The following is a 24,249-nucleotide window of genomic DNA, read 5'->3' on the forward strand; positions in this document are numbered from 1 at the left end:
CCCCCGCCCCCAGGGTCAGAGACGCCCCGCTTGCGTTGCTGATCGTCTCCGCCTCCAGCGACCCCCCGTCCCCGACAGAGACTACGCCACTGTTGCTCAACGCGCCGCTGCCGCCGGCGGAACTGGACACCGTCACCGCGGATCCGGCTTCCAGAACCAAACCGCCGCTTGCTGACGCATTGGTCAGCCCGCCCACGGTGGACCCGGCTGCACTGTCAAACGTCACCAGCGCATCCGGTGAGACCGATACGGATTGCGAGGCCAGGCTGCCGGTCACAGTCAGGCTGCCGGACTGGACATCCGTTGCCCCCGTGTAAGAGTTTTCCGCCGCCAAGGTGACTTCCCCGCCTGCGACAGCCAGTCCGCCAGTGCCGGAGATTTCACCGTCAACCGAGGAGGTTCCGGAGGTCAGCGTCAGACTGCCGGGGCTGAGCGTCACCGTGCCTGCACCGTTAAGGCGGGCGATGCTCTCATCACCGCCCAGCGAAACAGCGCCCTCGTTGCTGAGTTCAGTTCCTGCCGCCAGCGCGCCGCCATCGGTGGATAGGCTTGCTCCGGACGCCACGCTCACTGTTTCCGATGCCAGACTGCCGGTCACAGTCAGGCTGCCGGATTGCACCGTGGTGCTGCCGGAGTAGGTATTGCTGCCTGAAAGCGTGACATCCCCTTCGCCAATGGCTTCCACCGTCAAAAAACCGCTGCCGTCCTCAAGGGAACCGGAGAAGTCCGCTTCGGTGCCGCTTGCCGCGTTGATGGAGAGCGCTGCCGCGCCAGTACTGTTGATGCCGGCCGCTGCGGAGAAATCAGCATCCAGTGTCAGCTCCGCACTGCCGTCCAGTTGCAGCACCATATCATCAGCCAGCACATCGCCGGCAAAACTGCCGCCGTAGGTCAGGCCGGCATCGGGTCCGTCCAGCACCAGGGTGCCACCGGAAAGCTGGGCCTCGGATTGGATGTCTACCGAATTGGCCGTGTAGCTGGTGGTGGAGCCGTCGCCGTTTCTGAGCAGGATGGTTTCCGGTGCGCTGCCGCCAGAAATTTCAGCCGACGCAGAGCTGGAATCGGGCACTGTGCCAGCGTCCCAGTTTCCGGCTTCCCCCCAATTGGCGGTTCCATTGCCGTTGGTCCAGGTCTGCGACACCGCAGGGCAAGCCATCATCCCTGCGTAGATTGCAGTGGTTCCGAGCAGAAGAATGCGCATGTTTGAATACCGCTTTAAGATAAAAATTCAATCGGGGGTCGCAAGCAGATAGCTTTGTCAAATGCGCGCAAAATGCAATTTAAGCACGAGAAGTCAACTGGACATGGCGGGGAGATTTACAAAATATTCACCCTTCCACACGCAGGAGACGGTTGTTATTCTCCCCGCAGAATCTCCACAAGCTATTATGATAAAAGATGTATTCCAAAGACGGCTCAAAAAGCAGAGCGGCCGGAGAATAACTGCTTCAGCGCACAGGGTCAAAAAAGGCGCAATCTAAAGGCGTTTTACATAGCCCAAAGTCGGCCCGAAACCAACAGGAGAACGCAATGCCAGCGGCAACCCGCAAGGGTGACATAGGATCAGGGCACGGCTGCCATTTCCCGCCCTCCCCGGCCACGGGCTGCTCGGAAGACGTCTTCGTCAACAGCCTCGGCGCTGTGCGTCAAGGCGACGCTTATGCCGACCATGGTTGCGGCGTCTGCCCAGCCCCTGCCCATGGGCGCAGCTTGTCCGGCGGTTCCGGGAGCGTGTTCATCAATGGCAAACCTGCAGGCCGGATCGGCGACGCCATCGATTGCGGCGGTGCAGCTGAGACAGGGTCGGGAAACGTGTCTTTCGGCGGCTGAAACCACCACCCCCAAAAATCGCTGCCGTACGCCTCCCCAAGCGCGGCGGGAACCCCAAACATCCGGATGATCAGACAAATTGACCCCGAACAGCCACGAAAAGACACCCCCGGCAGGGCTGCCATACAGTGGCGGCGACGACGGTGAGAAGACGCAGCCGCCTATATCCGCCTTGCGGTTCGACACGCCTTACGCCCTTTATCAGAGCATGCCTCAACTCAGCCGCCTGATCCAGAACCGGCCCCAGGAGCAGGAGGACGGGCTCGCCTTTCTCATGCGGCTGCGCGCCTCAACCACACCCGAGGATGCCGTGACCTTCACTGCCTTTGCCGCGCAGCCCAAAATGGCAGTCTGGTGGGGCTACGAATGCATGCGGCTCGCAGCTGACCTGATAAGCGAGGATGACCGGCGCATGATGGAACTGGTGGCAACCTGGACAACATATCCGGATGACGAAAACCGCTTCCGTGCCGCCCGGGCGGCACTGTACGCTCCGGTGCGCAGCCCGGCAGTGTTTCTTGGGCTGGCGGTTGCTTGGTCCGGCGGAGCAATCGCGCCGAATGACCCCGCACCGGTGCCGGAACACCGCGCGCCGCGGGCGGTGAATTCCGCGGTGCTGTCCTGCCTGAGCAAGGCCGCCCTGTCAGACCGGCCGGTGCGGCTGGCACGTTTCATCGATTTGGCCGCGCCTCTGTTCCGCACCTACTAAGCCCGCCGAACGCCCGGCACGCGTTTCTGAAACCACCGAATACAGATCAGGCCATGACGCTGACATTGAGACTGGAAAACTTCGACCTGCTGGAAAATGGCGGTCCGGTCTGGATCACCCTGGACGGCCATGGCGCCAGTGCCGGGCGCAACAAGTCGATGGACTGGGTGCTGCCCGACGCAACCCGGCACGTCTCCGGACATCATTTTGACATCAGTTACCGCGATGGCTGCTATTGGCTGACGGACGTGTCGACCAACGGCACATTTCTGCAGGGACAGCCGCACAGGCTGCAAGGCCCGCTGCATCTGCGCGGCGGCGAGCGGCTGATCGCCGGCCATTATGTGATTGCCGTAGAAACCGGCGCCACTGCCCCCATTGCGCAATCGCGGGCCGACGAAGACGCCGATCCCTGGGATCTGGGGGTACTGGCAGGCGCACCGGTGAATCCGCTGCCGCACCGGGCTGCCGGCTCCAGGGCCTTCGACGATGCGGCGCAGCAGTTCCTGCAATTTGCGCCGCCCGCATCTGGCCCGGCTCATCCACCGCAGGCCGCCGGGCGTCCAGCAGCTGGTCCGGACGGCTATTCTCCGGTCGCGCCAGTCCCCATGCCATCCCCAGGGTCGCCGGCGCCCGCACCGCCGCTTGAGGCGCCTGCACCGCTGCCCCGGCCCGTTCCCACAGGCGCCCCCGCTGCCGCACCCGCTCCCGCGGCTGCGCCCGGTCCAGACATTCTGCTCGCCTTCTGCGAGGGAGCCGGACTGGACCCCGGCCTGGCGCAAAGCGCCGACCCGGAACAACTCGCCCGCTCAATGGGCCAGGCGCTGCGCGGGTCGGCCGGAGAAATCATGCGGATGCTGCAGGACCGGGCCAGCGTCAAGCAGTTCACCAAGGGCGGCGAGCGCACCATGCGCAATGCCCAAGGCAACAATCCCCTGAAGTTCCTGCCGGATGCAAACGAAGCGCTGGATGCAATGTTCCTGAACCCGCGTGAAGGCTTCATGGAGGGACCGGAGAGTCTTGCCGCTGCCCTTGCGGATCTCCGCAGCCACCAGCAGGCGGTCTTTGCAGCCCTGCAGCCAGCGCTTGCAGCCGTCTTGCAGGGCCTCGCGCCGGAAGAGATCGAAGCTGCCGCCGGCGGCTCCGCTCTGCTGGGTGGCAGCCGCCGCGGAAAACTGTGGGAGAGCTATGTGGACCGCTGGGACGAGAAAGCAGCGGAAGCCGAACACGGGATGCTGGACGTCTTCCTGAAAGCCTTTGCGCAGGCCTATCACGAGGCCGCGCAGCAAAATGGGAAATTCGACTGAACTGTCACCCTTGACGACATGTTAAAGTTGATTAAGTTCAGCGCAGATTTAAACAAGACAATAACTTCTGGTTGATTTTGGACAGGATTGATTGATGCACAGCAGCGCAATTGCCGCGCCCCTGTCCGTTAGTGCCCCCTGCGGGCCGGACCTGAACGCCAGCTTTGACCCGGAGTACGAGGAATACTATTTCGGCGCGGTCGGGCGCCTGCCCGGCTTCTACATGCAGCCCGGTGTCGAGCGCCCTGACGGCAGCCGTTCCCCGGACCGGATTTTCGACCCCAAGGATGTTGACCACCGCGCGGAGAAACAGGCGCTGGATGCGCTTCTGGCGCGCAGCCGGGATCTGCGCCTGCTGGTGCTGCAAGCGCAATGGGATGCGCTGGCCGGACGCCGCAGCGATCTGGCCGGCACCATCGAGACCATCGCCGACCTGCTGGAGCAGTACCCCGCGGAGGCGCATCCCGCATTGGATGACGGCGGCTCGGAACGCCGGGATGCGATCAATGACCTGAACCAGCCCGCGACAATGGTGCAGCCGCTGATGTTCATGGGGCTGGCAGGCACCACCGAAGTCACCCTGCGCAAGATCCGCGCCGCCAATGGCAGCGCCGCACCGCTGCAGCATGAAACCGATCTGGAGCTCAAACCGCTTCAGGACACCCTTGCCGCGCCTGCCAATGCCAGCAAGGTCAGCGCCTGCCACCAGGATTTCACCCGCATCTCCAACGCGCTGAACCGGATTGAAATTTCCTGCAAGAACAACGCGGAAAGGCCGTTCGCACCCAGCTTCGACCAGCTGCGCGCGGTGGTCTCCGAGATCCTGCAAACACTCGCCGAGGCCCGCCCGGAACTGAAGGCCGCGGAGGCTGACCCCGCTCCGCCAACAGAGACCGCAGCGGAGGAGCCGGCCAAGCCCGCCCTGCAGCCGCCGCCCGTGCTGGCGGCACCTGAGCAAGCGCCGCCGCCAAGCGCAATCGTCAGCCATCTCCACGCAAGGCGCACACTTGAGGCCTGTGAACTCTACTACCGCAAGGCCGAGCCCTCTTCCGCAGCCTTGCTGCTGGTCACCCAGGCGCGCCTGCTGATCGGCAAGCCGCTGGTGGAGGCGCTGCGTGCTTTGCTGCCGGCCCAGGCCGACACCGCCGTTGTGGATTTCGGCGCGCCGACCGGGTTTCTGCTGGGTGCCGGACGGCTCGAGGAGCTGAGCAACGCTCTGCCCGAAGGCGCCGGCACGGTGCCGGAGCTGCCCCAGGACCCCGGTCCGGAAACCAGAATCTCAACCGCGGCCCAGGCGGCCCAGGCAATCCGCTCTGTCGAGGAGTTTTTCCGCCGCAAGGAACGGTCCAGCCCGGTGCCGGTCCTGCTGCAGCGGGCGCAAAGTTACCTGGACAAGGACTTTCAATCACTGATTGAAGAACTTATACCGCAAGAAAAAACATCTTGAAGTAGCAAAATAGACATTTGATCCGATCGAAGGCCCCGCCCCGTTATTGGCATTCCAGCGTCAGCTGAAAGCGCGGGCCCCTTCGATCAGCACGTAACGGGAGTAGCACTCATGGCCTCAGATTCAGGCTCCAGCTTTATCAAACGCAACCGCCCTCCGCGCGTGCAGATCCAGTACGAAGACCCGTTCGACAGCGAGCAGATGATTGAACTGCCCTTTGTCATGGGGGTGATGTCGGATCTGTCGGGCAACAATCCGGGGGTCGAGAAGGACGCGGTCGAGGAGCGCGCCTTTGCCGATGTGACCAAGGACACCATGGATGACTACATGGCGTCGATCCAGCCCGGCATGACCTTCATGGCGGAAAACCGGCTGGGCGGCGGCGGCAACGACAAGATCGGCATCGAGCTCAAGTTCGAAAACATGGGTGACCTGGAACCGGCGGCCATCGCCCGCCAGGTGCCTGCGCTGAAAAAGCTGCTGGAGGCCCGCGAACAGCTGGCCAACCTGCAACGCTACATGGCCTCCAAGCCCAAGGCGCAGGACCACCTCAGGAAGCTGCTCGAGGATCCTGAGCTGATGGCAGCGCTGGCGGAACGCGCAGCACAAGACGAAACCGGCGACGACGCCTGAACGCCGCTTGGGCGATAGACGGGAACGGTGATTACCATGGATAACGAAGCACAGGTACTGGCAGGCGAGGCCCCTGCGGAACTGGATGAGCTGTCGGAGTTTTCCGACATCCTGAAACAGACCATCAAGCCGCGCAGCGACATCGCCGCCCGCGAGGTCGACAACGCGGTGGTAGCGCTGGTGCGCGAAGCGCTGGACGACCAGTCGGTTGTCGCCGATGACGTGATCGACACGGTCGATGCGATGCTGGCGAAACTGGACAAAAAGCTGTCCGACCAGATGAACGCGATCCTCCACAACGAGGAATTCCAGCAGTTCGAAGCCAGCTGGCGCGGCCTGGCCTACACGCTGAACAACGCCGAAACCGACGCTTCGCTGCGGGTGAAGGTGCTGAACGTCTCCAAGAAGGAGCTGCAGGCGATGATGCGCCGCTTCCCCGGCGCCAAATGGGACAAGTCCCCGCTGTTCAACATCGTCTACGAGCAGAATCTCGGCACCCTCGGCGGCAAACCCTTCGGCTGCCTGATCGGCGACTACCACTTCGACCATTCCTCAGCCGACGTGAACCTGCTGAACTCGATGGGCAAGATCTCCGAGGCGTCGCTCGCGCCCTTCATCTCCGGCGCCTCCCCAAACCTGCTGGGGCTGGACGAATGGAATGAAATCGCAGCGCCGCCGGATCTGTCGGAGATCTTCGAGACCCCGGAGTACGCCCAGTGGAACAGCCTGCGCGACAGCGAAAACTCGCGTTTTGTCGCCCTGACCCTGCCCCGCGTGCTGTCGCGCGAGCCTTACAGCCAGAACTCCAACTCGGTGGTTGAGGAGTTCAACTTCGAAGAGGAAACCGACGGCCACGCAGGCAACCAGTACGCCTGGATGAACTCCGCCCACGCGATGGCGGCAAACATCAACCGCGCCTTCAAGGAGCACGGCTGGACCGTCCGCATCCGCGGCGTCACCTCGGGCGGCGAAGTGGCCAACCTGCCGACCCATGTGTTCGACACCGGCGACGGCGCCAAGGATCTGAAGTGCCCGACCGAAGTGTCGATCACCGACCGCCGCGAAGGCGAGCTGAGCAAGGCCGGCCTGATCGGGCTGATCCACCGCCAGCACACCGACAAGGCCGTCTTCATCGGCGCCCAGAGCCTGTACCGGCCGAAAACCTATGTGGATGACCAGGCCACCGCCTCCGACAACATGTCGTCGCGCATCCCCTATATCTTCGCGGTCTCGCGCTTCAGCCATTACCTCAAGGCGATGGTGCGCGACAAAATAGGCCAGAGCCCCGATGTCTCCCAGCTGCAGCGCGACCTGCAGGCTTGGGTGAACAAATACGTGGCCGGCAACCCCGAAAGCGCCAGCGAGATGGAAAAGGCCAAGAAACCGCTGGCTGGCGCCAAGGTCGAAGTTGTCGAGGACGAGCTGAACCCGGGCTACTACCAGGGCAAGTTCTTCCTCAAACCCCATTTTCAGCTGGAAGGCATGGATATCGGCATGAGCCTGGTCTCCAAACTGCCCTCCGGGAAGTAATTCGTTTCCGCTATTTGGAAGCGATGTTTAACGCCTCAAGGAGTTATTCATGGCGATTGATTGTTTTTTGAAACTTGATAACGGCATCGTTGGCGAATGCCAGGACGATAAACACAAGGACTGGATCGACATCCTGTCCTGGGGCTGGTCGATGTCCCAGTCCGGCACCACCCACATGGGCGGCGGCGGCGGCGGCGGCAAGGTCGATGTCCAGGACATCCAGGTCACCAAATACGTCGACAAGGCGACCCACGACCTGATCAAGCGCTGCTGCTCGGGCGAGCACATCAAGTCCGGCCAGCTGGTGGTGCGCAAATCCGGCGGCACCGCGCCCGTGGATTACCTCAAGATTGATTTCGAGGATGTCCTGATCAGCAACTACCAGACCGGCGGCAGCAAGGACGGCCTGGACCGGGTCCAGGAAACCCTGACCCTGAACTTCCGCCGCTTCCAGGTGACCTACACCTTCCAGGAGCAGACCGGCGCCGCAGGCCCGGAAAGCCAGGCGGGCTGGGAAATCGCGGAAAACCGCGAGTGGGCCAAGTAAGCCCGGACCAGACCGGTCCCAAACAAAGGATCCCCGGGCACAGGCTTGCCCGGGAATTCAGCTGGCGGCGCGCCTCCCCTTGCGACCGCCAGCGTCTTGCAATGTTTCCAGATTCCAGGTGCAGCCATGTCGCGGGGTGACGCCGACAATTCCGATACCGCCCGGCGCCCTTGGCAAGCCGGCAGAAAGGCCAAGACCTCTCTGCTGCAGGTCTTCCGCGCCGCCCATCTGGAACATGATGCCCGCCGCAACCGCGGCAAGGCCGGTGACGGCACCGCGCAGTTGACAAAGGCGCGCAAGCAGCGCCGCTTCGGTGTATCCGAAAGCGAGCTGCGCACCCACCTCGAGGCCGATCTGGCGGCGCTGTTGAACACAACCCACCTGGAATCCGCTGTTCCGCTGGATGACGTGCCGCATGTGGCCGGTTCCATCGTGAACTACGGCTTCCGCGATCTCAGCAGCCTGGGCACGCGTGAGCTGAACACCCCCGCCGTTGTCGAGACCCTGCGCCAGTCGCTGCTGCGGTTCGAACCCCGTCTCATCCCCGCCAGCCTGGATGTGCAGATCCACGACGGTGACGGCCGCAAGCACCATCTGGCTGTGGTGGTGTCAGCCGAACTGATGGGCGATCCCGTCGACGTGCCGCTCGACTTCGATGCCGAGGTGGATCTTGGCGCAGGCAAGATGACGCTTTCCAAACTGCGGATGACTGCATGAAACGGGCCCTGCGCGACGCCTACAATCAGGAACTCGGGCTGCTCAAGGAACGCGCGGCGGAGTTCGCCGCGGAATATCCCGGCCTTGCCGACCGGCTGGGCGGCCTCTTGGAGGAAAACCTCGATCCTGCGGTGGCGGGCCTTCTGGAAGGCAGCGCCTTTCTGTCTGCCCGCGTCCAGGTCCGGATGGACGAGGAATACCAGACCTTCACCCGCGAGTTGCTAGAGCAGATCTTTCCCGATGCTCTCGCCCCGACCCCCAGCGTCATGCTGGCCCAGGCCCATGTTCCCGTGGACAGCCCCGACATCGAAAACGGCCTGCATTTCCAGCCCGGCAGTTACATGGACGCGCGCTTCCTTGATGCCCAGCAGCGGGTCTCCTGCCGGTTCGCCCTAACTGCCCCCCTGTCTGTCTGGCCGGTCGCGGTTACCCAGGCCGCCTATCACGCCAGCGCCGGGCCTATTGGCGCTCTTGGCCAGGAAATCGCCAGCGGCACCAAGGCCGGGCTGGTTGCGGAACTCACCCGGCTGGGCGGGGAAGACGCCGGCGCCGCCAGCTTCCGCACTCTGGCAATGGACAGCCTGACCTTGCATTTCACCGCCCCGATGGACCAAGCCGCGGCGCTTTATGAGCAGGTCTTCTGCAACTGCACCCGCATTTCGCTGCGCTGGCTCAATGCGCAGGGCGATCCAGTCTTTGCCCGCCTGTCCCCAAGCCAGCTGCACAAAATCGGATTCGACCCTGACGAGCGGCTGTTTTCCCATCAGAAACGCCTGTTCGGCGGCTTTGCCCGGCTGCGCGAATTCTTTGTTTTCCCGCGGAAGTTCCTGGGCCTGCGCCTCAGCGGCCTGCAGGATGTGCTGCCCCATGTCCGCGGCAGCAAACTGCAGATCATTTTTGAGTTCAGCACCGCCCGCCAGCGGCTTGCAACCGCGATGGAACCGCATCATCTGGCGGTGAACGCCGCCCTGGCAGTTAATCTGTTCGAAGAAATGTCCAGCCAGCTGCATCTCGACCGCAAGCGGCATGAATATGCGGTGGTGCCGAACTCCAGCCCGGTCACCCACTACGAGGTGCATCACGTCAGCCAGGCCTGGGCCCATTACAGCGACCGCAAGGGCAAGACCGAGGTTCATCCGCTCTATGCGCTGCCGCCCGACGGCAAGGACCCGCGCCAGACGCTTTATTACACCACCCGCCGCAAGCCGCGCCGTCAGACACTGAGCGAGCAGCGCAACGGCGCGCCGCGCAACAGCTACCGCGGCACCGAGACCTTCCTCAGCTTCTATCAGCCCGAAGGCCACGACACCCTGAACCGGCTGCAGGTCAAACTGCTCTGCTCCAACCGGCATCTGACCGAATACCTGCCGATCGCAGGCAGCACCGATACCTTCCAGCTGAGCGACGACCTGTCAGTGTCGCTGGCCTGCCTGGCCGGACCCACGCCGCCGCTCGACAGTCTCGCGGACAGGGAAACCGCAGCCAGCCACCGGGCCGGCGCGGGTGACACCTACTGGCGGCTGATTTCCTACCTGTCGCTCGGCACCCACGGGCTGCAAAGCCCTGATGGCGACGGCTCCGCCGCGGCACTGCGCGAGATGCTGTCCCTGTTTGCCGACCTGTCGGATACCGTCAGCGAAGCCCAGATCAGCGGCATCCGGCGGCTCGACTGCACCCCGGTCACCCGCACGGTCGCCGCGCCGGACGGCTATTACACCGCCCGCGGCATAGAAGTGCGCGTCACCTTTGACGAAACCGAGTTCGAAAGCACAGGCATCGTGCCGCTCGGCGCGGTGCTGGACCGTTTCTTCGCGGAATACACAGCCGTCAACAGCTTCACCCAAACCGTTATCGTCAGCCAGCAGCGCGGCGAGATTGCGCGCTTTGCCCCCTGCTCCGGTACCGGAGCGCTGCTATGAACGAAATCCAGCCCGTTTCCCAGGCGGCTGAAACCCTGACCCGGCGGGAACAGCAGCAACAGGCGGCCTCAGGCACTGGCCTTTTTGCCCTGCTGCGCGAGCTGGAGCGCCGTGCCGGCGCATCCGGCAAACCCCGCATCGGCAAGAACAGACGCCTGCGCGATGCCATCGTGCATCTGGGCCAGGACCCCTCGCTGGCCTTTCCGGCCCGCGATCTGGCACGGGTGGACCTGACCAGCAGCACGCCGCGGCTGCGCGCCCAGTTCATGGGCCTGTTCGGCGCTTTCGGCGCGCTGCCACTGAACTGGACAGAGGAGGTGGAATCCTGGTTCGCCGCCGGTGATGAAAGCTTTGTCGCCTTCTGCGACATCTTCACTGCCCGCTTTCAGGAGCTGTTCTTCCGCGCCTGGTCCGACGCCAAGGCGATCACCCAGTTCGACCATCACGACGGTGACCGGTTCCAGGCCTATATCCTGTCACTGCTCGGCTGCGGCACCCCGGCACTGCGCGGCACTGCAGGCCTCAGCGACATGGCGAAACTGCAGCTGGCACCGCTGGCCGCGGGCCGGGTCAAAAGCCCGGTGCGCCTGCGCCAGATGCTGGAGCTGCATTTTGCAGACCGCGCCGCCTTCCGCATTGAGGAACACGTGCCCTGCTGGCTCGACCTGGAACAGGACGCGCTGTGCCTTTTGGGCGAACAGGGCTGCACCTTGGGTGAAAACGCATTTCTCGGCGGCCATGTGCAATCCCTCAGCGCCAAGATCCGCATCCACGTGACCGTCAGCGGACCGGCCTCCTACCAGCGTTTCCTGCCCGGCGGCCCGGATCACGCCAGCCTGCGCGGCATTGTGTTCTGGTACCTCGGCCAGTCGGTCGATGTGGAAACCGCGCTCTGGATGCCGGAACCGGACATCCGCACCGCTGTTCTGGGCCAAAGCACCCAGGTCGGCTGGCTGGCCTGCGTCGGCCCCGCAGAAGAAGCCGCTGCCGCAGGCATCCCGCGGCGGGACGGCCACCTGCAGGTCAGCCGCTACCCGCTGTTCCCCGCCCCCTCTTCAGAAACCGCATTTGAAAGCCAGGCCGCATAAACCGCAGCCGCCCGTATTTGAGGCAAACCGAGATGACTGAAATCACCATTGAAAAATACGCGGGCAAGATGAACCGCGCAGGCTATGACGCCTTCCTGCAGGGCATGCGCCAGGCCCGCAGCGCCCGCAACCGCTATGTCGATCTCAGCCACTGGCTGTTCCATTCCGTCTCCAACCAGAACGCCGACATCTCTGTCACCCTGCGCCAGCTGGACCTAAACCGCGGCCGCATGCTCAAGGATCTGTCGGCGGCCATGGATCGGCTCGACAAGAACGTGACCGAGACTCCCGGCATCAGCGACCACCTGTCGGACGCGCTGAACCACGCCTGGACCTATGCCACGCTGTTCTTCGGCGAAGCGCAGATCCGCACCGGCCATGTGCTGACCGCGCTCCTGAACGACCCCGCCCTGCGCCGCCAGCTGCTGCGCTATTCGCCGCTGTTCGAGAGCATCTCCGCCGAACAGCTGGGCCAGGACAGCCGCACGCTCTGGGCCGGCAGCGAAGAGGAGACCATGCGCCCGATGGACGGCGCCAACCTCTCGACAGCTGAGGACACCGCTGGCGGCAGCCCGGCCAAGGGCGGCAGCACCGCACTGGACCGCTTTGCCAAGGACATGACCGCTGCCGCCGCAGAAATGGACCCGGTCAAGGGCCGCGACGAGGAAATCCGCCAGCTGACCGACGTGCTGCTGCGCCGCCGTCAGAACAACCCGATCCTGACCGGCGAGGCCGGTGTCGGCAAAACCGCCGTGGTCGAAGGCTTTGCCCAGCTGCTCGCCTCGGGCGATGTGCCGCCCAAGCTGCAGGGCACCCGCCTTTTTGAACTCGACATCCAGTCGATGCAGGCCGGCGCCTCGATCAAAGGCGAGTTTGAGCAGCGCCTGAAATCGGTGATCGACGAAGTACAGTCCAGCCCCGAGCCGATCATCCTGTTCATTGACGAGGCCCACACCCTGATCGGCGCAGGCGGCCAGGCCGGCACCGGCGACGCCGCCAACCTGCTGAAACCGGCGCTCGCACGCGGTACCCTGCGCACCATCGCCGCCACCACCTGGAGCGAATACCGCCAGCACATCGAAAAAGACCCGGCGCTGACCCGCCGCTTCCAGCCGGTCAACGTGGATGAACCCTCGGTCGAGATCTGCTGCGACATGCTGCGCGGCATTCTGGAGCCGATGCAAAAGCACCACAATGTGCGCATCTCGGACGAGGCCATCGTCAGCGCCGTCACCCTGTCGCACCGCTACATCCCGGCGCGGCAATTGCCGGACAAGGCAGTCTCGCTCCTGGACACCGCCTGCGCCCGCGTCGCCATCAGCCAATCCGCCGTCCCCGCCCGCATCATGGACACCAAGGCCCGCATCAGCGCATTGGAGGCCGAGCTGGAGGGCAAGACCGCCGCCCGCGACCTGGGCGAACCTGATCCCGAGCGCGAAGAGGAAATCCGCGCAGAAATCACCGCACTCAAAGCCGGCCTGGAAGATATCCAATCCAGCTACACGCGCGAAAAAGAGATAGTGGATCAGGTGCTCGCCCTGCGGGCTTCGCTGCAATCTGCAGCCAACCCGGACAGCAGCGAAGACGCCTCCCGCGAGCCGCTGCGCAGCGAGATGCACACCTTCATGGGCAAACTTGACGCCACCAGCCCCGATGACCGCATGGTCTATGCCCATGTGGACGCCCAGGCGGTTGCGGCTGTGATCTCCGACTGGACCGGTATCCCGGCGGGCCGCATGGTCCAGGATGAGCTGGCAGCGGTGCTGACCCTGCCGGACACGTTGCGTGAACGGGTGATCGGCCAGGACCACGGCCTGCGCACCATCGCCAAACGGATCGAAATCAGCCGCGCAGGCCTTGCCAACCCCAACAAGCCGATCGGCGTCTTCATGCTCTGCGGCCCCTCCGGCACCGGCAAGACCGAAACCGCGCTGGCGCTGGCCGAACAGCTTTACGGCGGCGAGCAAAACGTCATCACCATCAACATGAGCGAGTTTCAGGAGGCCCACACCGTCTCCCTGCTGAAAGGCGCGCCTCCCGGCTATGTCGGCTATGGCGAGGGCGGCCGCCTGACAGAGGCGGTGCGCCGAAAACCCTATTCCGTGGTGCTGCTGGACGAGATCGAAAAGGCCCACCCCGACGTGCATGAGCTGTTCTTCCAGGTCTTCGACAAGGGCGTGATGGAGGACGGCAACGGCCGCCTGATCAACTTCAAGAACACCCTGATCCTGCTCACCTCCAACGTGGGCACGGACGTCATCATGGAGATGGCCGGGAACGCGGACAGCCAGCCCGATCCCGAACAGCTGAACCTCGCCCTGAAACCCAGCCTGCTTGAGGTCTTCCCCCCTGCCCTTTTGGGCCGGATCGTGACGATCCCCTATTTCCCGCTCAGCCGCGCGGTGCTGGGCGGCATCACCCGTCTGAAACTCGCCGCCGTGGCCGAGCGGCTCAAGGGCGCCCACGGCACCGCTCTGACCTATGGCCAGGACGTGCTCGACCATATCACTGCCCAATGCAACGACCCGGACAGCGGCGGGCGGATGATCGACAACGTCATCACCAATTCGATCCTGCCGGACCTCAGCCGCAAACTGCTGCAGGCGCTCAGCTCCGGTCAGGAAATCGCCCGCGTCAGCGTTTCAGCCGGCCCGGACGGCTTTGAATACACCTTGTCCTGAATTTGAACCGCAATCCCTTTGTTGAGAGAGTACCCATGGCAGAAACCCTGGCCACCGGCCGCTGCACCGTCACCACTGACAGCCGCAAGATAACCATCGAGGAAACCCTGCTTTACGTGGCCGAGATCAACGACGAACTGGCCCAGGCCACCGGCGTCGATCTGGTCAGCGCCGCCACTGCGGGCATCGACAGCGCCGGTGCCGTCAGCATCGTGCGCCGCCTCGGGTTGACCGGCCGGGCCTACATCAAACATGTGAACGGCAAGGATTACATCATCATCAAAGGCTACCCCGGCCAGCGCGCCACCCTGCAGGGCACCCGCTATCTCGCCAGCAATCCCAAGGTCGCCAAACTGGTGCTCAGCGGCAAGGATCTGGCCAGGGGCGCCGCCAAAATGACCGGCATCGCCATTGTCGCCTTCACCGCGCTGCGGGTGGTGGAACATGTGTTTGCGGACAATGATCCGCGGCTCACACAGCTGATCGGCACCGTGGCCTCCGATGTGACCAAATTCGCCATCGCGGCGGGCGCCGGCTATCTGGCGGGTGTGGCCGTGGGCACCCTCACCACCATCGCCGCCGGACCGGTCATCGCGGCCATTGCCGTCGGCATCGGCATGTCGATCCTGCTGGACCGGGTGGACCGCAAATTCGGCCTGACGGAAACCCTGGTCCGCGCCATCGAGGACACGGTGGATTCCTTTGAAAACCCGCTGCGCAAGCTGGCCCGCCAGATCAACGCCTGGGAGCGGCACCTGGTCAATCAGGCCCTGCGCAACGCGCTGCCGCACTGATGCCCAGGGCCGCGGCTATCACCATTCTGGGCGGGTTTTCCCTGCTCGGCCTGCTGGCGGCAGGCTGGGGGCTGTCGGATATTTCCGCAGCCCTCACCGCCATGCGGGGCTGCGCTGCAAAAGCAGTGATCGACAACAGCGCCTTCTGGTTCCTCGGGCTCTCCGTGCTGCCGCTGTTCTTGCTGCTCGCCCCCTTGCCCCACCGCTGGCACACCCGTCTGCTGGCCGCCATCACCGCGCTGTTCATCTTGCTGCCCGCAGGCGGCTTGCTTGTATTTCAGCACAGTGCATCAGCAGCGGGCTATGTCTTCACCCCGGATCTCAGCCTGTTCGGCCTGCGTGAATTCTCCGCCCCCCGCCCGCTGGCTTGCAGCGGCTGAGCCCCTTAAAGCCCGCTCAGCACCGCATCAATCTGCGCCTTGTACGCCAGCACCCCGGCGGGCACCGCAGCCGTCTTGCCCCACCCCTGCATCTTGCGGTCGGCCCAGGCAAGCAGATCCGCGATCCGCTTGCCCTCCAGGAACGGATTGGCAGCCACCACTGCCGCGCCCATGACGTCGCCGACACCTAAGGCGGGATCACTGGACAGGGCCCGATGCGCCCCCTCGGCCCCCAGAAAATGCGCCAGATACAGGCGCCCGGCGGTGGTCTGATGCCCCCGCGCCTGCAGGTATTCCTCGTTTTCCCGTGCCAGGTTCCGCACCATTTCCCGGCTGAGATCCGGGTCCAGCCGCAGCGCCAGCAGCTCTGCCCGCGCCAGGCTCTGGGCCAGGTCCGGATAGTAACTGCGCATCATCCGCAACCAGGTGCCCTCAATGAACTGGCCCAGCCCGGTGGCCGTGGACAGCGGGTTTTTGGCATCGGCCCTCCCGGCGCTTTCCACCTGCACAATCCGGCCAACCAGCGCATCCACCGCCTCTATGCCCGCGGCGGCGCCGCCCGCGGCAAAGCTGAAACAGCCAAAACCGCTGTCCGGCCCGGTCCGTGCGGTCACATAACAGCGCATCTGCCCCGACGGGCCGCCGAGACCGGCAAACAGAACCTGGCCGGCCCCCTGCCCTTCCGGGCCGGGGTTGGCGGCAAGCACCAGCGTCAGCCGGTCCTCACCGGAAACCGGGCGCTCCAAATCAAAACGCCTAGACAGCATCACGATCAGCTCGCCGGCCAGATCGGTGGCCAGCCCGTTGCGCAGGGCCGTGGAGTAAAGCGCATCCAGCAGCCGCGGCTGCTGGCCCGGGCCCGCCTGCAAGGGCTTGCGGCCCGACACCTGAAGCAAATCCTCCGCGGCCCAGGGGTCTGCCGCGGCCTGAAACCGGCCCGGGCCGGTTTGCGCCATGCTGGCCAGGTAGCGCTGCGGCCCGTACAGGGACAGTTGCAGCAACTCCCGTCCCGCTTGCCCGAACGGCCTTGGCCGCCAGCGCACCGCCACCAGGCTGCCCGGCGCCAGCGCGCCATCAAACTTCAGCAGCCGCTGCGCCGCCGCGCCGATCTCCTCTGCCTCCTGCCGGGTGAAGCCGTGATCCTCCAAGAGACCGGTCAGGGTCTGGGACGCAGACAGGCGCAGCACCGTTTCCCTGAACAGATACACGCGCGCCTGCGCCGCGCTGACCACGGCGGCGCTGGTGGCCTCCCGAAGCCCGGCCAAAGCCTCTGCGCCCTGCTGGGCCGCCCCCGGCTCTTCCGCCGCAGGCAGCGCCCGCCGCCGATGGGCCTGGAACAGGGCAAAATCATCGCGCGCCGACGGCAGATGCACCATCAGCTGCTGCCCGGCGGCAAACAAATCATCCTGAACAACCGACAACCGGACCGGGCCGGGCGGACCTGCACGCTCTGGCAGAAAACCCGGCGGCCCCGGCAGCGTCCGGCGGCTGCCGCCCTGGCCCTCCTCCTTAAGCCGCAGCAGCATCGGTGCGCGGCGCAGGTTCAGCATCGCCCGGTTTTGCGCCTGCTGCCGGACCGGTTCTGCAGCGGCTGCTTCGCTCTGCGGAATCATGGTCAGGCTGGCGTCCGCCTCAATTCCGCGGTTCTGCGCCCAAAACAATGCCGCCGCAGCCACAGCCGCCAGCGCCGCGCCGCCCGCGCTCAGCCGGGCCGCCAGTCGCCGCCGCCGTCTGGCCGCCGCCTGGGCTTTCGCCCTCTTAAAGGCCGGATCAACCCGAATTCCCATCGCTGCCTGCCTGCCTAGCGGAACACACCGCCCAGGGCAGACCCGGGCGTGATGGTCTGGGCCGGCTGGATTGACGGCGCCTGCGCAGGCGCAGCCCGCCGGGCTTGGGTTTGCCGGCTGCCGCCGCTGTTTGCGTTTGCGCGCGGGGCGGCGGCTACCGGGCGGGTGCAAGCAGCGTCATCCCGGCTGATAATCAGGCGGAACAGCTCTGCCGTTGCCTCCAGACTGGCTGGACCGCCCCCGCCTGCGGCCTCGAAATACCGGCGTGCCGCAGCCTGCGAGCCGCGCCCCCAATCGCCGTCAATCCGGCTGGTATAACACCCCATGCGAGCAAGTTCGCTCTGCAGCGCCTGCGGCAGCAGCGGCGCCGGCGGATCAAACGCGCCGGCCGCAACCAGACTGGCGAACAAATCCGGATCGCCGCTGCGCAGACGCTGCCGCGCAGCCAGGTTGTCATAGGCAATTTCACTGCCCTGCAGATCCGCCGGGTCCTGCGCCGCCGCGAAATCAGCACCGCCCGCCCCCCCGATCACGCCGACGATGACTGAGGGCTGCGGCAATCCTTCCGCCCGCGGCAGCGCGGCGAACTGCGGCGCCGGAAGTGCCAGGGCCGCACCGCCCCCCTGCAGGCCGTTTGCCGGCACGGAAACAGGCCGGACCGCGGCCACCGCACGGGCCGGCGCCGGCGCCCGGGCGGGCATCAGCCGGACCGTATCCGCCGCCGGAGCCTGCGCGCGCCGGGCCGGGACCGCCTTCGCGCTGCCCAGGCCCGCCAGCACCTCCCCGGAACCGTTTCGCACAAAGGCCTGCAAAACATCTGCGGCGGCAGCGCCCTGCGCCTTGGCTGCCGTCTTCATCGCATCACTCAGCCGGCCGCCAGCGGCCGCCGCGGGGCAGGCCTCGCCCGCCCCGGCACTGGTGGCCAGCGTCAGCGTGACCCCCGCCTTTGCAGCTTCGACAGACAGATCCGGCAGCGCCGCAGCCTCCCCTGCGTTGCCTGCGCAATTCTCGACCAGCAGCAGCAAATGCGACAGCCCCGCGGCCGCCAGCGGCTCAAGCCGGGCGGCCAGCTCCAGCCCGTGCCCGTCCGCAAGCAGGCCGCCATCCGGCTGCACCGGACCCGCATAGTACAGCACCAGCCGCCCGGCTCCCTGCAGCCCGTCCAGCGCCTCCGCCGCATCCTTGTGCGCTGCATTGCGCAGCAGAACCGGCGCCGCGCCGCTCCAGCTCCGGATCGCCTCGGCTGCATAATACGCATCGGCAAAGGCCCGTGCCGCACCGCCGCCGGTGTCTCCGATCGCCAGCCCGCGCCAGTCCTGCGCCGCGGCTGCACCGCAACCAAGACCAGCAGCCGCAATCAGGGCCAGGGCGGCCCGGCGGGCCAAGTAATAAGGAACAGGCTGCAATACTTTCAACCTAAACGCGGAGATCAATACCGGCTTCATACCCTAAAGGGAGAGCGCTTTGGAGCAGAATATCCGCCTATTGCGCCCCTGAGCGCAGGAAAAATGTCCAGCTGTCCGCCTGCTGCGTGTCCACTTCATGAAACCGCGCGCCGGTGTAGCCCCGGACCAGGCAGTCCGACTCGCCGCGGATCCGGAACCGGCCGGCATCCACGCACATCGGCGCCGCGCCCTCCAGCAGAACCCGCCCGAACACGTCTTTCGCAAAGACATAGACATACCGCGACCGCAACTTATGGCTGATAAGGTCCGCGCATTGGCTTGGCCCGACAACCCACCAGCCCAGGGTTTCAAAAACATCCCCCTCAGAGACGCCAAGCGCCAGATTGGCAACATCCAAGGTCTGGTTGCAGACAGTGAACGCCGCCCTGGCCGGGCGCACGGCGATCAGGCTGACGGCAAGGCAGGTAAGCAGGAAAAGGCGCATCATTATAGGATTGCTGGAAATTTTCTATTTCCCCTACAGTAATCCCATCCGCGCGGCAGCGAAAGTGAGATAAACGCAACATTTTTTGGCCCCGACCGGAGGCCAGCGGCAGAATCCGCTGGCGCTGCACGGCAGCATGCATAAAAGTGGCCGCCATGGTACGGTATTTCGCGATAGGCGCAGGCCTTGTTTGTCTTTCAGTTGCCGCAGGGGTTGCATTGGTTCTCAGCCACGATGCCGCCTCCGGACAGCGGCGCCTGGCCTCTCTGGCGCCAGCGGTGCAGCCTGAACCAGCTGTGCGGCGTGACGCCAAGGCCGCGGCCGCTCTGCCCGGCACCCTGGCCGAACCGGTTTCCGTGCAGGCGGTGCAGCCCGCCGCCAGCGAACCGGCAGCGCCGTCCAGCTGCTGCGCTGCACCTCTGGAGCGGCAGGCCCCCGGCACAGTCCCGCAGCGCCGTGACACGGCCGCACCCGCTCTCCGCCCTGCCGTTCAGGATCCGCAGCTTGTGCACAAGCAAACGCAGGCTGAAAAGCCCGGCACCATCACCGTGGCCGGGGCTCAGCCGGCAGCGGTTTCCTTGCCGCCGCAGCTCCAGCGCCGGGACGCGCAGTCCGCACTCCCCGGGTTCTTCATCGGGGTCTTCCGCTGACTCGGCCATAACGGGTTTTTCCATCGAATTTTCCCGGTTGACCTGTGCTGCGGTTTAGCGCCCATATAGCCGCGATTTGATGACCAGACCCGTTGAGGAAAAATGCGCTTTTGTTCTGCTCTAAAACCGGGGGCTCTTGCCGCCGCCGCCCTTCTGGCCCAGGCCGCAGCCCTGACCGCCCAGGACACCGATCAGTTCCAGCTTGATCTGAACGCCGTCACCGAGACCGAAGCGGGTGACTGCCGCCTGACCTATGTTGCCGCGAACCAGTCCGGCACCGCCTTGGAGCGCGCGTCCTACCAGATCGCCCTGTTTGACGGCGAAGGCGTGGTCAGCCGCCTGCTGGTCCTGGAATTCGGCGCCCTGGTGGAAGGCAAAACCAAGGTCCTGCAATTTGACCTGACAGGCACGCCCTGCGGCGCGATTTCGCGGATTGTCGTCAACGACGCTCCGGCCTGCACCGCCAGCGACGGCAGCGAAAGCCCGCTGTGCATGTCCAATCTTGCAGCCAGCTCCCGCACGCCGATCCAGTTCGGCATCTGACACCCGCCGCCTTTCATTTAACGGCGCGCCGCCTGCGGCCAGCCAAGGAGTGTTTTCATGACCGGTTTCCGGGGCGATTTATTTGATCCCTTCACGCTGACAGTCTTTGCCGCTCTGTTCCTGATGTCCTTCACGGTGCTGTGCGTCTTTTTCTTCAAGCTGCTTCAGTTTTCCCGCCTGGGCGTGGGCAAACGCAGCATGGCTGAGAAAATCATCGATACCTGGCTGTCCGGCCAGGCCGAAGCCGCCATGCAGCAGGCTGCCGCGCGCCAGTCGGTTCTCTCCAGGGTTCTGCATGCCGTGTTTACCGGCCTCCAGGCCCGCCCCGGCGAAACGGCCTATGCCGAGGAATTGGGGCGCCAGACCGCCATTGCCGAACTCGCCACCCTGTCAGACCGGATGCGGGCCCTGGAACTGGCCGTGCAGGCGGCGCCGATGCTGGGTCTGCTGGGAACAGTGATCGGCATGATCGATGCCTTCTCGGTGCTGGCGCAGTCGCAGGCCACCGCGGATCCGGCGGCGCTGGCCGCTGGCATCTGGACCGCGCTCACCACCACCGCGGCGGGGCTTGCGATCGCCCTGGTGGCCTATTTCCTGGCCAATTGGCTGGACGCCCGGATCGAGCGGGAGCGCAACCTGATCGAGGTTCTGGTCTCGGCGGCCCTGCATGGCCGGGTCGGCCAGACGGCAAGCGCGCAGGCCCGGACCTGATGCAAATCAGCCGGCTTGGCCTCCCCGCGCCCCGGCAGCGCAGGGCATTTGCCCTCACGCCCTTGGCGGACATCATGTTTCAGCTGCTGATCTTCTTCATGCTGTCCTCCAGCCTGACCCCCTATTCGGTTCTGCCCCTGCACAGCAGCGGCCCGGTGGCGGACCGCCAGCCCGGCCCGGCGCAATCCGCTGCCGCCGAACAGGCCCCGCAGGCCTCCGTCCCTGGCGGCACGGCCTTGTGGAACCTGGAGGCCGGCAAGCTGCGGGTGCAGGGGCAGGACTTCCCCCTTGAGGCCCTGCCCGGCCTTGCCCACAGCTTGCGCGATGACAACCCTGAGGCAGCCGTTGTGGTCATCGTGAAGCCCTCGGCCCGGGTGCAGGACCTGACCACCGTGCTTGAGCAGCTGCGCACGTCCGGGATTGCATCGGTCCAGCTCAGTGCAGGAGCCGGCTGAAGATGCTGTCCCGGCGATCCCTGCTGCCGCCGCATAAGGCTCTGCGCACACCAGGCACTTCGCTTGCCATCGTCAATATCGTGCTGCTGCTGCTGTTCTTTTTCCTGGTCACCGGGTCCCTGGTGCCCGCTCCGGACACCCAGGTTCAGCTGCCTGCAACCCGGGAATTGCCGTCCGGGCATCTTCCCAGCCCGCTTCTGGAGGTCGAACCGAACGGCAGCTTGCGTCTCGACGGCAACGTGATCACGGCAGGCAGCTTGCAGGACACCCTGCCTGCCGGGCAGGTCCTGCATGTGCTGACCGACAGCACTGCCTCGGCGCTGGACCTGCTGCAACTGCTGGCGCAGCCGCCGTTTCCGGATCTGGACATCCGGCTGGTCACCCGCCACAGTCAGGCCGGCTCATGAGCACCCTTCCCTATGGCAGTCCCGCCAACAGAGGCTGGCTTGCCGCCGCCTGCAGCTCTCTAGCCGTTCATGCGGCACTGGGCGCGCTTCTCCTTGGCGGCCTGCAGCCTCTCATCGGCCGCTTCGCACCGCAAACCGCAGCCCCGCAGATCCGTGTCACCCTGCAGCGGCTGGACTCCGGTACGCTGGCCGGACTTGCCCTGCAGGATGGTATGGCGGGCGCAGAGACCCGGGCCGAAAGCGACCGCCTCTCGCCGCAGCTTACTCACGCAGCGGACGATATCTCTGACCTTGCGGACCCCGCCGGTGATGGAGCTTCCGGAATGCCGGCCTCTGCGGCGCAGCCGGTCCAGCAAGATCCCGGCCTGCTCATTGCCGCTCCCGCCCCGGCCGCCGAGGCTGCTTCGCCCCTTCTGCCGACAGAGACCGGTCCGCTGGTGCCGGAAACCCTTGCCCCGGTGGCGTCCGGCGGCGCCGCCGTGTCAACCGCCACCGTGAATGCAGGCCTCACCACCCTCCGGCCGCTGGCGGCCCTGCCCGGCGCAAACTCCGGCACCCCGGAAAAGCCAGCCGCAGCAAAGACCCCGCCGCCGCCCCGCGCGCAGGACCTTGCGGTCAAGGACCTGATTGCCCGGATCCGCGCAAACGGCGGGCCGGACTGCCTGCTGGCCTTGCCCCGCAGGGACGGCCAGGACAGCGCCGGCCTGGAAATGCTTGCCGCCCGCGATGCCGCCTTCGGGCAGTTCACCCGGTCAGTCTTGAGCGAAGACGACAGCGCCCTGCGCCAGACCCGGACGCTGCTAGATCCGCGCCAATGCCCGGCAGCGGAATACATCCGCCGCAACCGCGATTACCCGGCAACCCGGCTGGGGCTCCGGCTGGACTCCGGCAGGGTCGCCAGCGGCGGGCGTCTCACCGGTGCGCTGCGCGGCACTGCGGGAAAATACGTTGCGCTTTTGCTAGTGGACAACAATGGGGTGGTGCAGGACCTTCAGCGGTTCCTGACACAGACAGGCAATGTCACCCGCTTCGACGTGCCGGTGACACTGGCCGGCCCGGTCCGCGACACGGCGCAAATGCTGATTGCCATCGGCAGCACCCGCCCGCTGCAGCAAATCCGCAGCCGTGACGGGCGACTGGCCCAGGATGTTTTCACCGGCCTCACCGGAGATCTGACCGGGACTGCCGCCCTGGCCGTCACGGCCTTCGACATCAGATAAGCCTGTCCTGGCAAGCGTCAGCCCAGATCGGCACGGAACGGCTGCAGCGCCTCAATGAAGGCGTCGAGAAAATCCAGCGCCAGCAGTGACCGGCTGCCCGCCACCGGCCGCAGGATCGACAGCCTGTGGTGCAGCTCGGGTTGAAAGGGGACAATTGCGATATCCTGGCCGCGGAACTGCTCCGCATCCAGGGCGCTGACAACCGACGCCCCCTGCCCCTGATTGATGATGATGCAGGCGGTGGAAAACTGGCGCACCTCGATCCAGCTGTTCAGCTCTACCCCCTCTTCAAAGAACGACTTGTGCAGCTTGCGGAAAAACGGGCTGTCGCGCCTGGTATGGATGATCTTGCTATTCTGCAGGTCCCGCGGCGTCAGCACGTCCCGCTCCGCCAGCGGATCTTCCTTGGGCAGCACGCACACAGTGCGGATCGGGATGTCGATGTTTTCCACTGCCGGGTGCGAGGCAAAGCCGTCGGTGATGCCGCAATCGTACTGCTCGCCGATGATCCACTCCAGAATGCGCTCCGGCCGGTCCGGTTCCAGCGTCAGCCGAACGCCGGGGCGGTGCTCCAGAAAGCCCGCCAGAAGCTTAGGCAACAGCGCCGTGGCAAAGCCGGGCAGGCAGGCGATGCGCAGGTGCCCGGCAGTGCGCTCCTTCAAGTCCCGGTTGAGTTCTTCCAGGTGGTTCAGACTGTCGAAAACCCGCCCCACCTCGGACAGCAGATACCGCGCTTCAGACGTGGGAATCAGCACGCCGTCCTTGCGGGTGAACAGTTCCACCGCCACGGATTTCGAGAAATCCGACAGCAGCCGGCTGGCGGCCGGCTGGGATATCCCCAGTGTCTCGGCAGCCCGGGTGACAGAGCCAGTGCGGGCCACGGCTTGAAAAGCCTCAAGCTGGCGGAGTTTGAATTTCAAGGGGTTAGCCGCCTTCTCAATGAAATCATGACGGCTTCGCATAACATCATGTTATGAATCTTGTCAAAAAACTTTTGCTTGAAT

General features: G+C 65.2%; 24 protein-coding genes. 19 read left to right on the plus strand and 5 right to left on the minus strand.

All coding sequences use genetic code 11. The features are described from left to right. Window positions 1-1,201, minus strand: a 1,201-nt coding sequence (locus tag RA26_RS20245; RefSeq protein ID WP_039186963.1) for an autotransporter-associated beta strand repeat-containing protein, incomplete at its 3' end; no start/stop codon positions are given. A 329-nt stretch (window positions 1,202-1,530) separates the two neighbouring features. Between RA26_RS20245 and RA26_RS20250 the strand changes: the two genes are divergently transcribed. The 13 genes from RA26_RS20250 to RA26_RS20310 all read left to right on the plus strand — a co-directional run bounded on the left by RA26_RS20250 (window position 1,531) and on the right by RA26_RS20310 (window position 15,582). Next, a complete protein-coding gene (locus tag RA26_RS20250; RefSeq protein ID WP_039186965.1) occupies window positions 1,531-1,830 on the plus strand; it encodes a PAAR domain-containing protein in 300 nt (99 codons plus the stop codon). A 208-nt stretch (window positions 1,831-2,038) separates the two neighbouring features. Then, complete coding sequence (locus RA26_RS20255; protein ID WP_241482701.1) at window positions 2,039-2,539, plus strand: DUF6931 family protein; 501 nt, start codon at window positions 2,039-2,041, stop codon at window positions 2,537-2,539. Window positions 2,540-2,592: 53 nt separating this feature from the next. Beyond that, window positions 2,593-3,846, plus strand: coding sequence for a type VI secretion system-associated FHA domain protein TagH (gene tagH, locus RA26_RS20260; RefSeq protein ID WP_039186967.1), 1,254 nt, complete (start codon window positions 2,593-2,595; stop codon window positions 3,844-3,846). A 94-nt stretch (window positions 3,847-3,940) separates the two neighbouring features. After that, a complete protein-coding gene (locus RA26_RS20265) occupies window positions 3,941-5,293 on the plus strand; it encodes a type VI secretion system protein TssA (protein WP_039186969.1) in 1,353 nt (450 codons plus the stop codon). A 111-nt stretch (window positions 5,294-5,404) separates the two neighbouring features. Further along, entirely contained in the window at window positions 5,405-5,926 is a 522-nt protein-coding gene (gene tssB / locus RA26_RS20270) for a type VI secretion system contractile sheath small subunit (RefSeq protein ID WP_039186970.1), read from the plus strand. Between the two features lie 36 nt (window positions 5,927-5,962). After that, window positions 5,963-7,456 carry a type VI secretion system contractile sheath large subunit gene (gene tssC / locus RA26_RS20275; RefSeq protein WP_039186971.1) on the plus strand — a complete coding sequence of 498 codons (1,494 nt, stop codon included), beginning with the start codon at window positions 5,963-5,965 and terminating at the stop codon, window positions 7,454-7,456. A gap of 49 nt (window positions 7,457-7,505) precedes the next feature. Then, window positions 7,506-8,003, plus strand: coding sequence for an Hcp family type VI secretion system effector (locus RA26_RS20280; RefSeq protein WP_039186972.1), 498 nt, complete (start codon window positions 7,506-7,508; stop codon window positions 8,001-8,003). A 126-nt stretch (window positions 8,004-8,129) separates the two neighbouring features. Next, window positions 8,130-8,720: a type VI secretion system baseplate subunit TssE gene (tssE, locus tag RA26_RS20285; protein WP_039186973.1), complete on the plus strand. Its 591-nt coding sequence runs from the start codon at window positions 8,130-8,132 to the stop codon at window positions 8,718-8,720. After that, a complete protein-coding gene (gene tssF, locus RA26_RS20290) occupies window positions 8,717-10,639 on the plus strand; it encodes a type VI secretion system baseplate subunit TssF (protein ID WP_039186974.1) in 1,923 nt (640 codons plus the stop codon). Before tssE ends, tssF begins: the two co-directional genes overlap by 4 nt. Next, entirely contained in the window at window positions 10,636-11,727 is a 1,092-nt protein-coding gene (tssG, locus tag RA26_RS20295) for a type VI secretion system baseplate subunit TssG (RefSeq protein WP_039186976.1), read from the plus strand. The genes tssF and tssG overlap by 4 nt, the downstream gene beginning before the upstream one ends. A gap of 32 nt (window positions 11,728-11,759) precedes the next feature. Further along, window positions 11,760-14,408, plus strand: coding sequence for a type VI secretion system ATPase TssH (tssH, locus tag RA26_RS20300; protein WP_039186977.1), 2,649 nt, complete (start codon window positions 11,760-11,762; stop codon window positions 14,406-14,408). Between the two features lie 35 nt (window positions 14,409-14,443). Continuing rightward, a complete protein-coding gene (locus RA26_RS20305; protein WP_039186978.1) occupies window positions 14,444-15,202 on the plus strand; it encodes a hypothetical protein in 759 nt (252 codons plus the stop codon). Beyond that, window positions 15,202-15,582: a hypothetical protein gene (locus RA26_RS20310; protein WP_039186979.1), complete on the plus strand. Its 381-nt coding sequence runs from the start codon at window positions 15,202-15,204 to the stop codon at window positions 15,580-15,582. Before RA26_RS20305 ends, RA26_RS20310 begins: the two co-directional genes overlap by 1 nt. 5 nt (window positions 15,583-15,587) lie before the next feature. On the opposite strand, the gene RA26_RS22225 is transcribed toward RA26_RS20310, so the two are convergent. The 3 genes from RA26_RS22225 to RA26_RS20325 form a co-directional block, all read right to left on the minus strand. After that, complete coding sequence (locus RA26_RS22225; RefSeq protein WP_052272509.1) at window positions 15,588-17,369, minus strand: hypothetical protein; 1,782 nt, start codon at window positions 17,367-17,369, stop codon at window positions 15,588-15,590. 14 nt (window positions 17,370-17,383) lie between these two features. Then, entirely contained in the window at window positions 17,384-18,754 is a 1,371-nt protein-coding gene (locus tag RA26_RS20320; protein WP_039186980.1) for a hypothetical protein, read from the minus strand. Between the two features lie 97 nt (window positions 18,755-18,851). Then, a complete protein-coding gene (locus RA26_RS20325) occupies window positions 18,852-19,262 on the minus strand; it encodes a DUF1036 domain-containing protein (protein ID WP_241482702.1) in 411 nt (136 codons plus the stop codon). Between the two features lie 152 nt (window positions 19,263-19,414). Here RA26_RS20325 and RA26_RS22810 point away from each other — a divergent pair, with 152 nt between their 5' ends. The 6 genes from RA26_RS22810 (at window position 19,415) to RA26_RS20355 (ending at window position 23,245) form a co-directional block, all read left to right on the plus strand. Beyond that, entirely contained in the window at window positions 19,415-19,909 is a 495-nt protein-coding gene (locus tag RA26_RS22810; RefSeq protein WP_152612675.1) for a hypothetical protein, read from the plus strand. A gap of 102 nt (window positions 19,910-20,011) precedes the next feature. Next, entirely contained in the window at window positions 20,012-20,452 is a 441-nt protein-coding gene (locus tag RA26_RS20335) for a hypothetical protein (protein ID WP_039186982.1), read from the plus strand. Between the two features lie 57 nt (window positions 20,453-20,509). After that, the gene (locus RA26_RS20340; protein ID WP_039186984.1) at window positions 20,510-21,163 is read left to right on the plus strand and encodes a MotA/TolQ/ExbB proton channel family protein; all 654 of its coding nucleotides are present in this window, start codon (window positions 20,510-20,512) and stop codon (window positions 21,161-21,163) included. Then, entirely contained in the window at window positions 21,163-21,618 is a 456-nt protein-coding gene (locus tag RA26_RS20345) for an ExbD/TolR family protein (RefSeq protein WP_039186985.1), read from the plus strand. Before RA26_RS20340 ends, RA26_RS20345 begins: the two co-directional genes overlap by 1 nt. Window positions 21,619-21,620: 2 nt before the next feature. Next, window positions 21,621-22,025, plus strand: coding sequence for a hypothetical protein (locus RA26_RS20350; RefSeq protein WP_039186986.1), 405 nt, complete (start codon window positions 21,621-21,623; stop codon window positions 22,023-22,025). Continuing rightward, window positions 22,022-23,245, plus strand: a complete 1,224-nt coding sequence (locus tag RA26_RS20355) for a hypothetical protein (RefSeq protein WP_039186988.1) — start codon at window positions 22,022-22,024, stop codon at window positions 23,243-23,245. The genes RA26_RS20350 and RA26_RS20355 overlap by 4 nt, the downstream gene beginning before the upstream one ends. Window positions 23,246-23,262: 17 nt before the next feature. Here the strand turns inward: RA26_RS20355 and RA26_RS20360 are convergent, their stop codons facing one another. Further along, entirely contained in the window at window positions 23,263-24,165 is a 903-nt protein-coding gene (locus tag RA26_RS20360; protein WP_039187114.1) for a LysR substrate-binding domain-containing protein, read from the minus strand. Window positions 24,166-24,249: the final 84 nt, after the last annotated feature.

Source organism: Leisingera sp. ANG-M7 (assembly GCF_000813965.1).
GTDB lineage: Bacteria > Pseudomonadota > Alphaproteobacteria > Rhodobacterales > Rhodobacteraceae > Leisingera.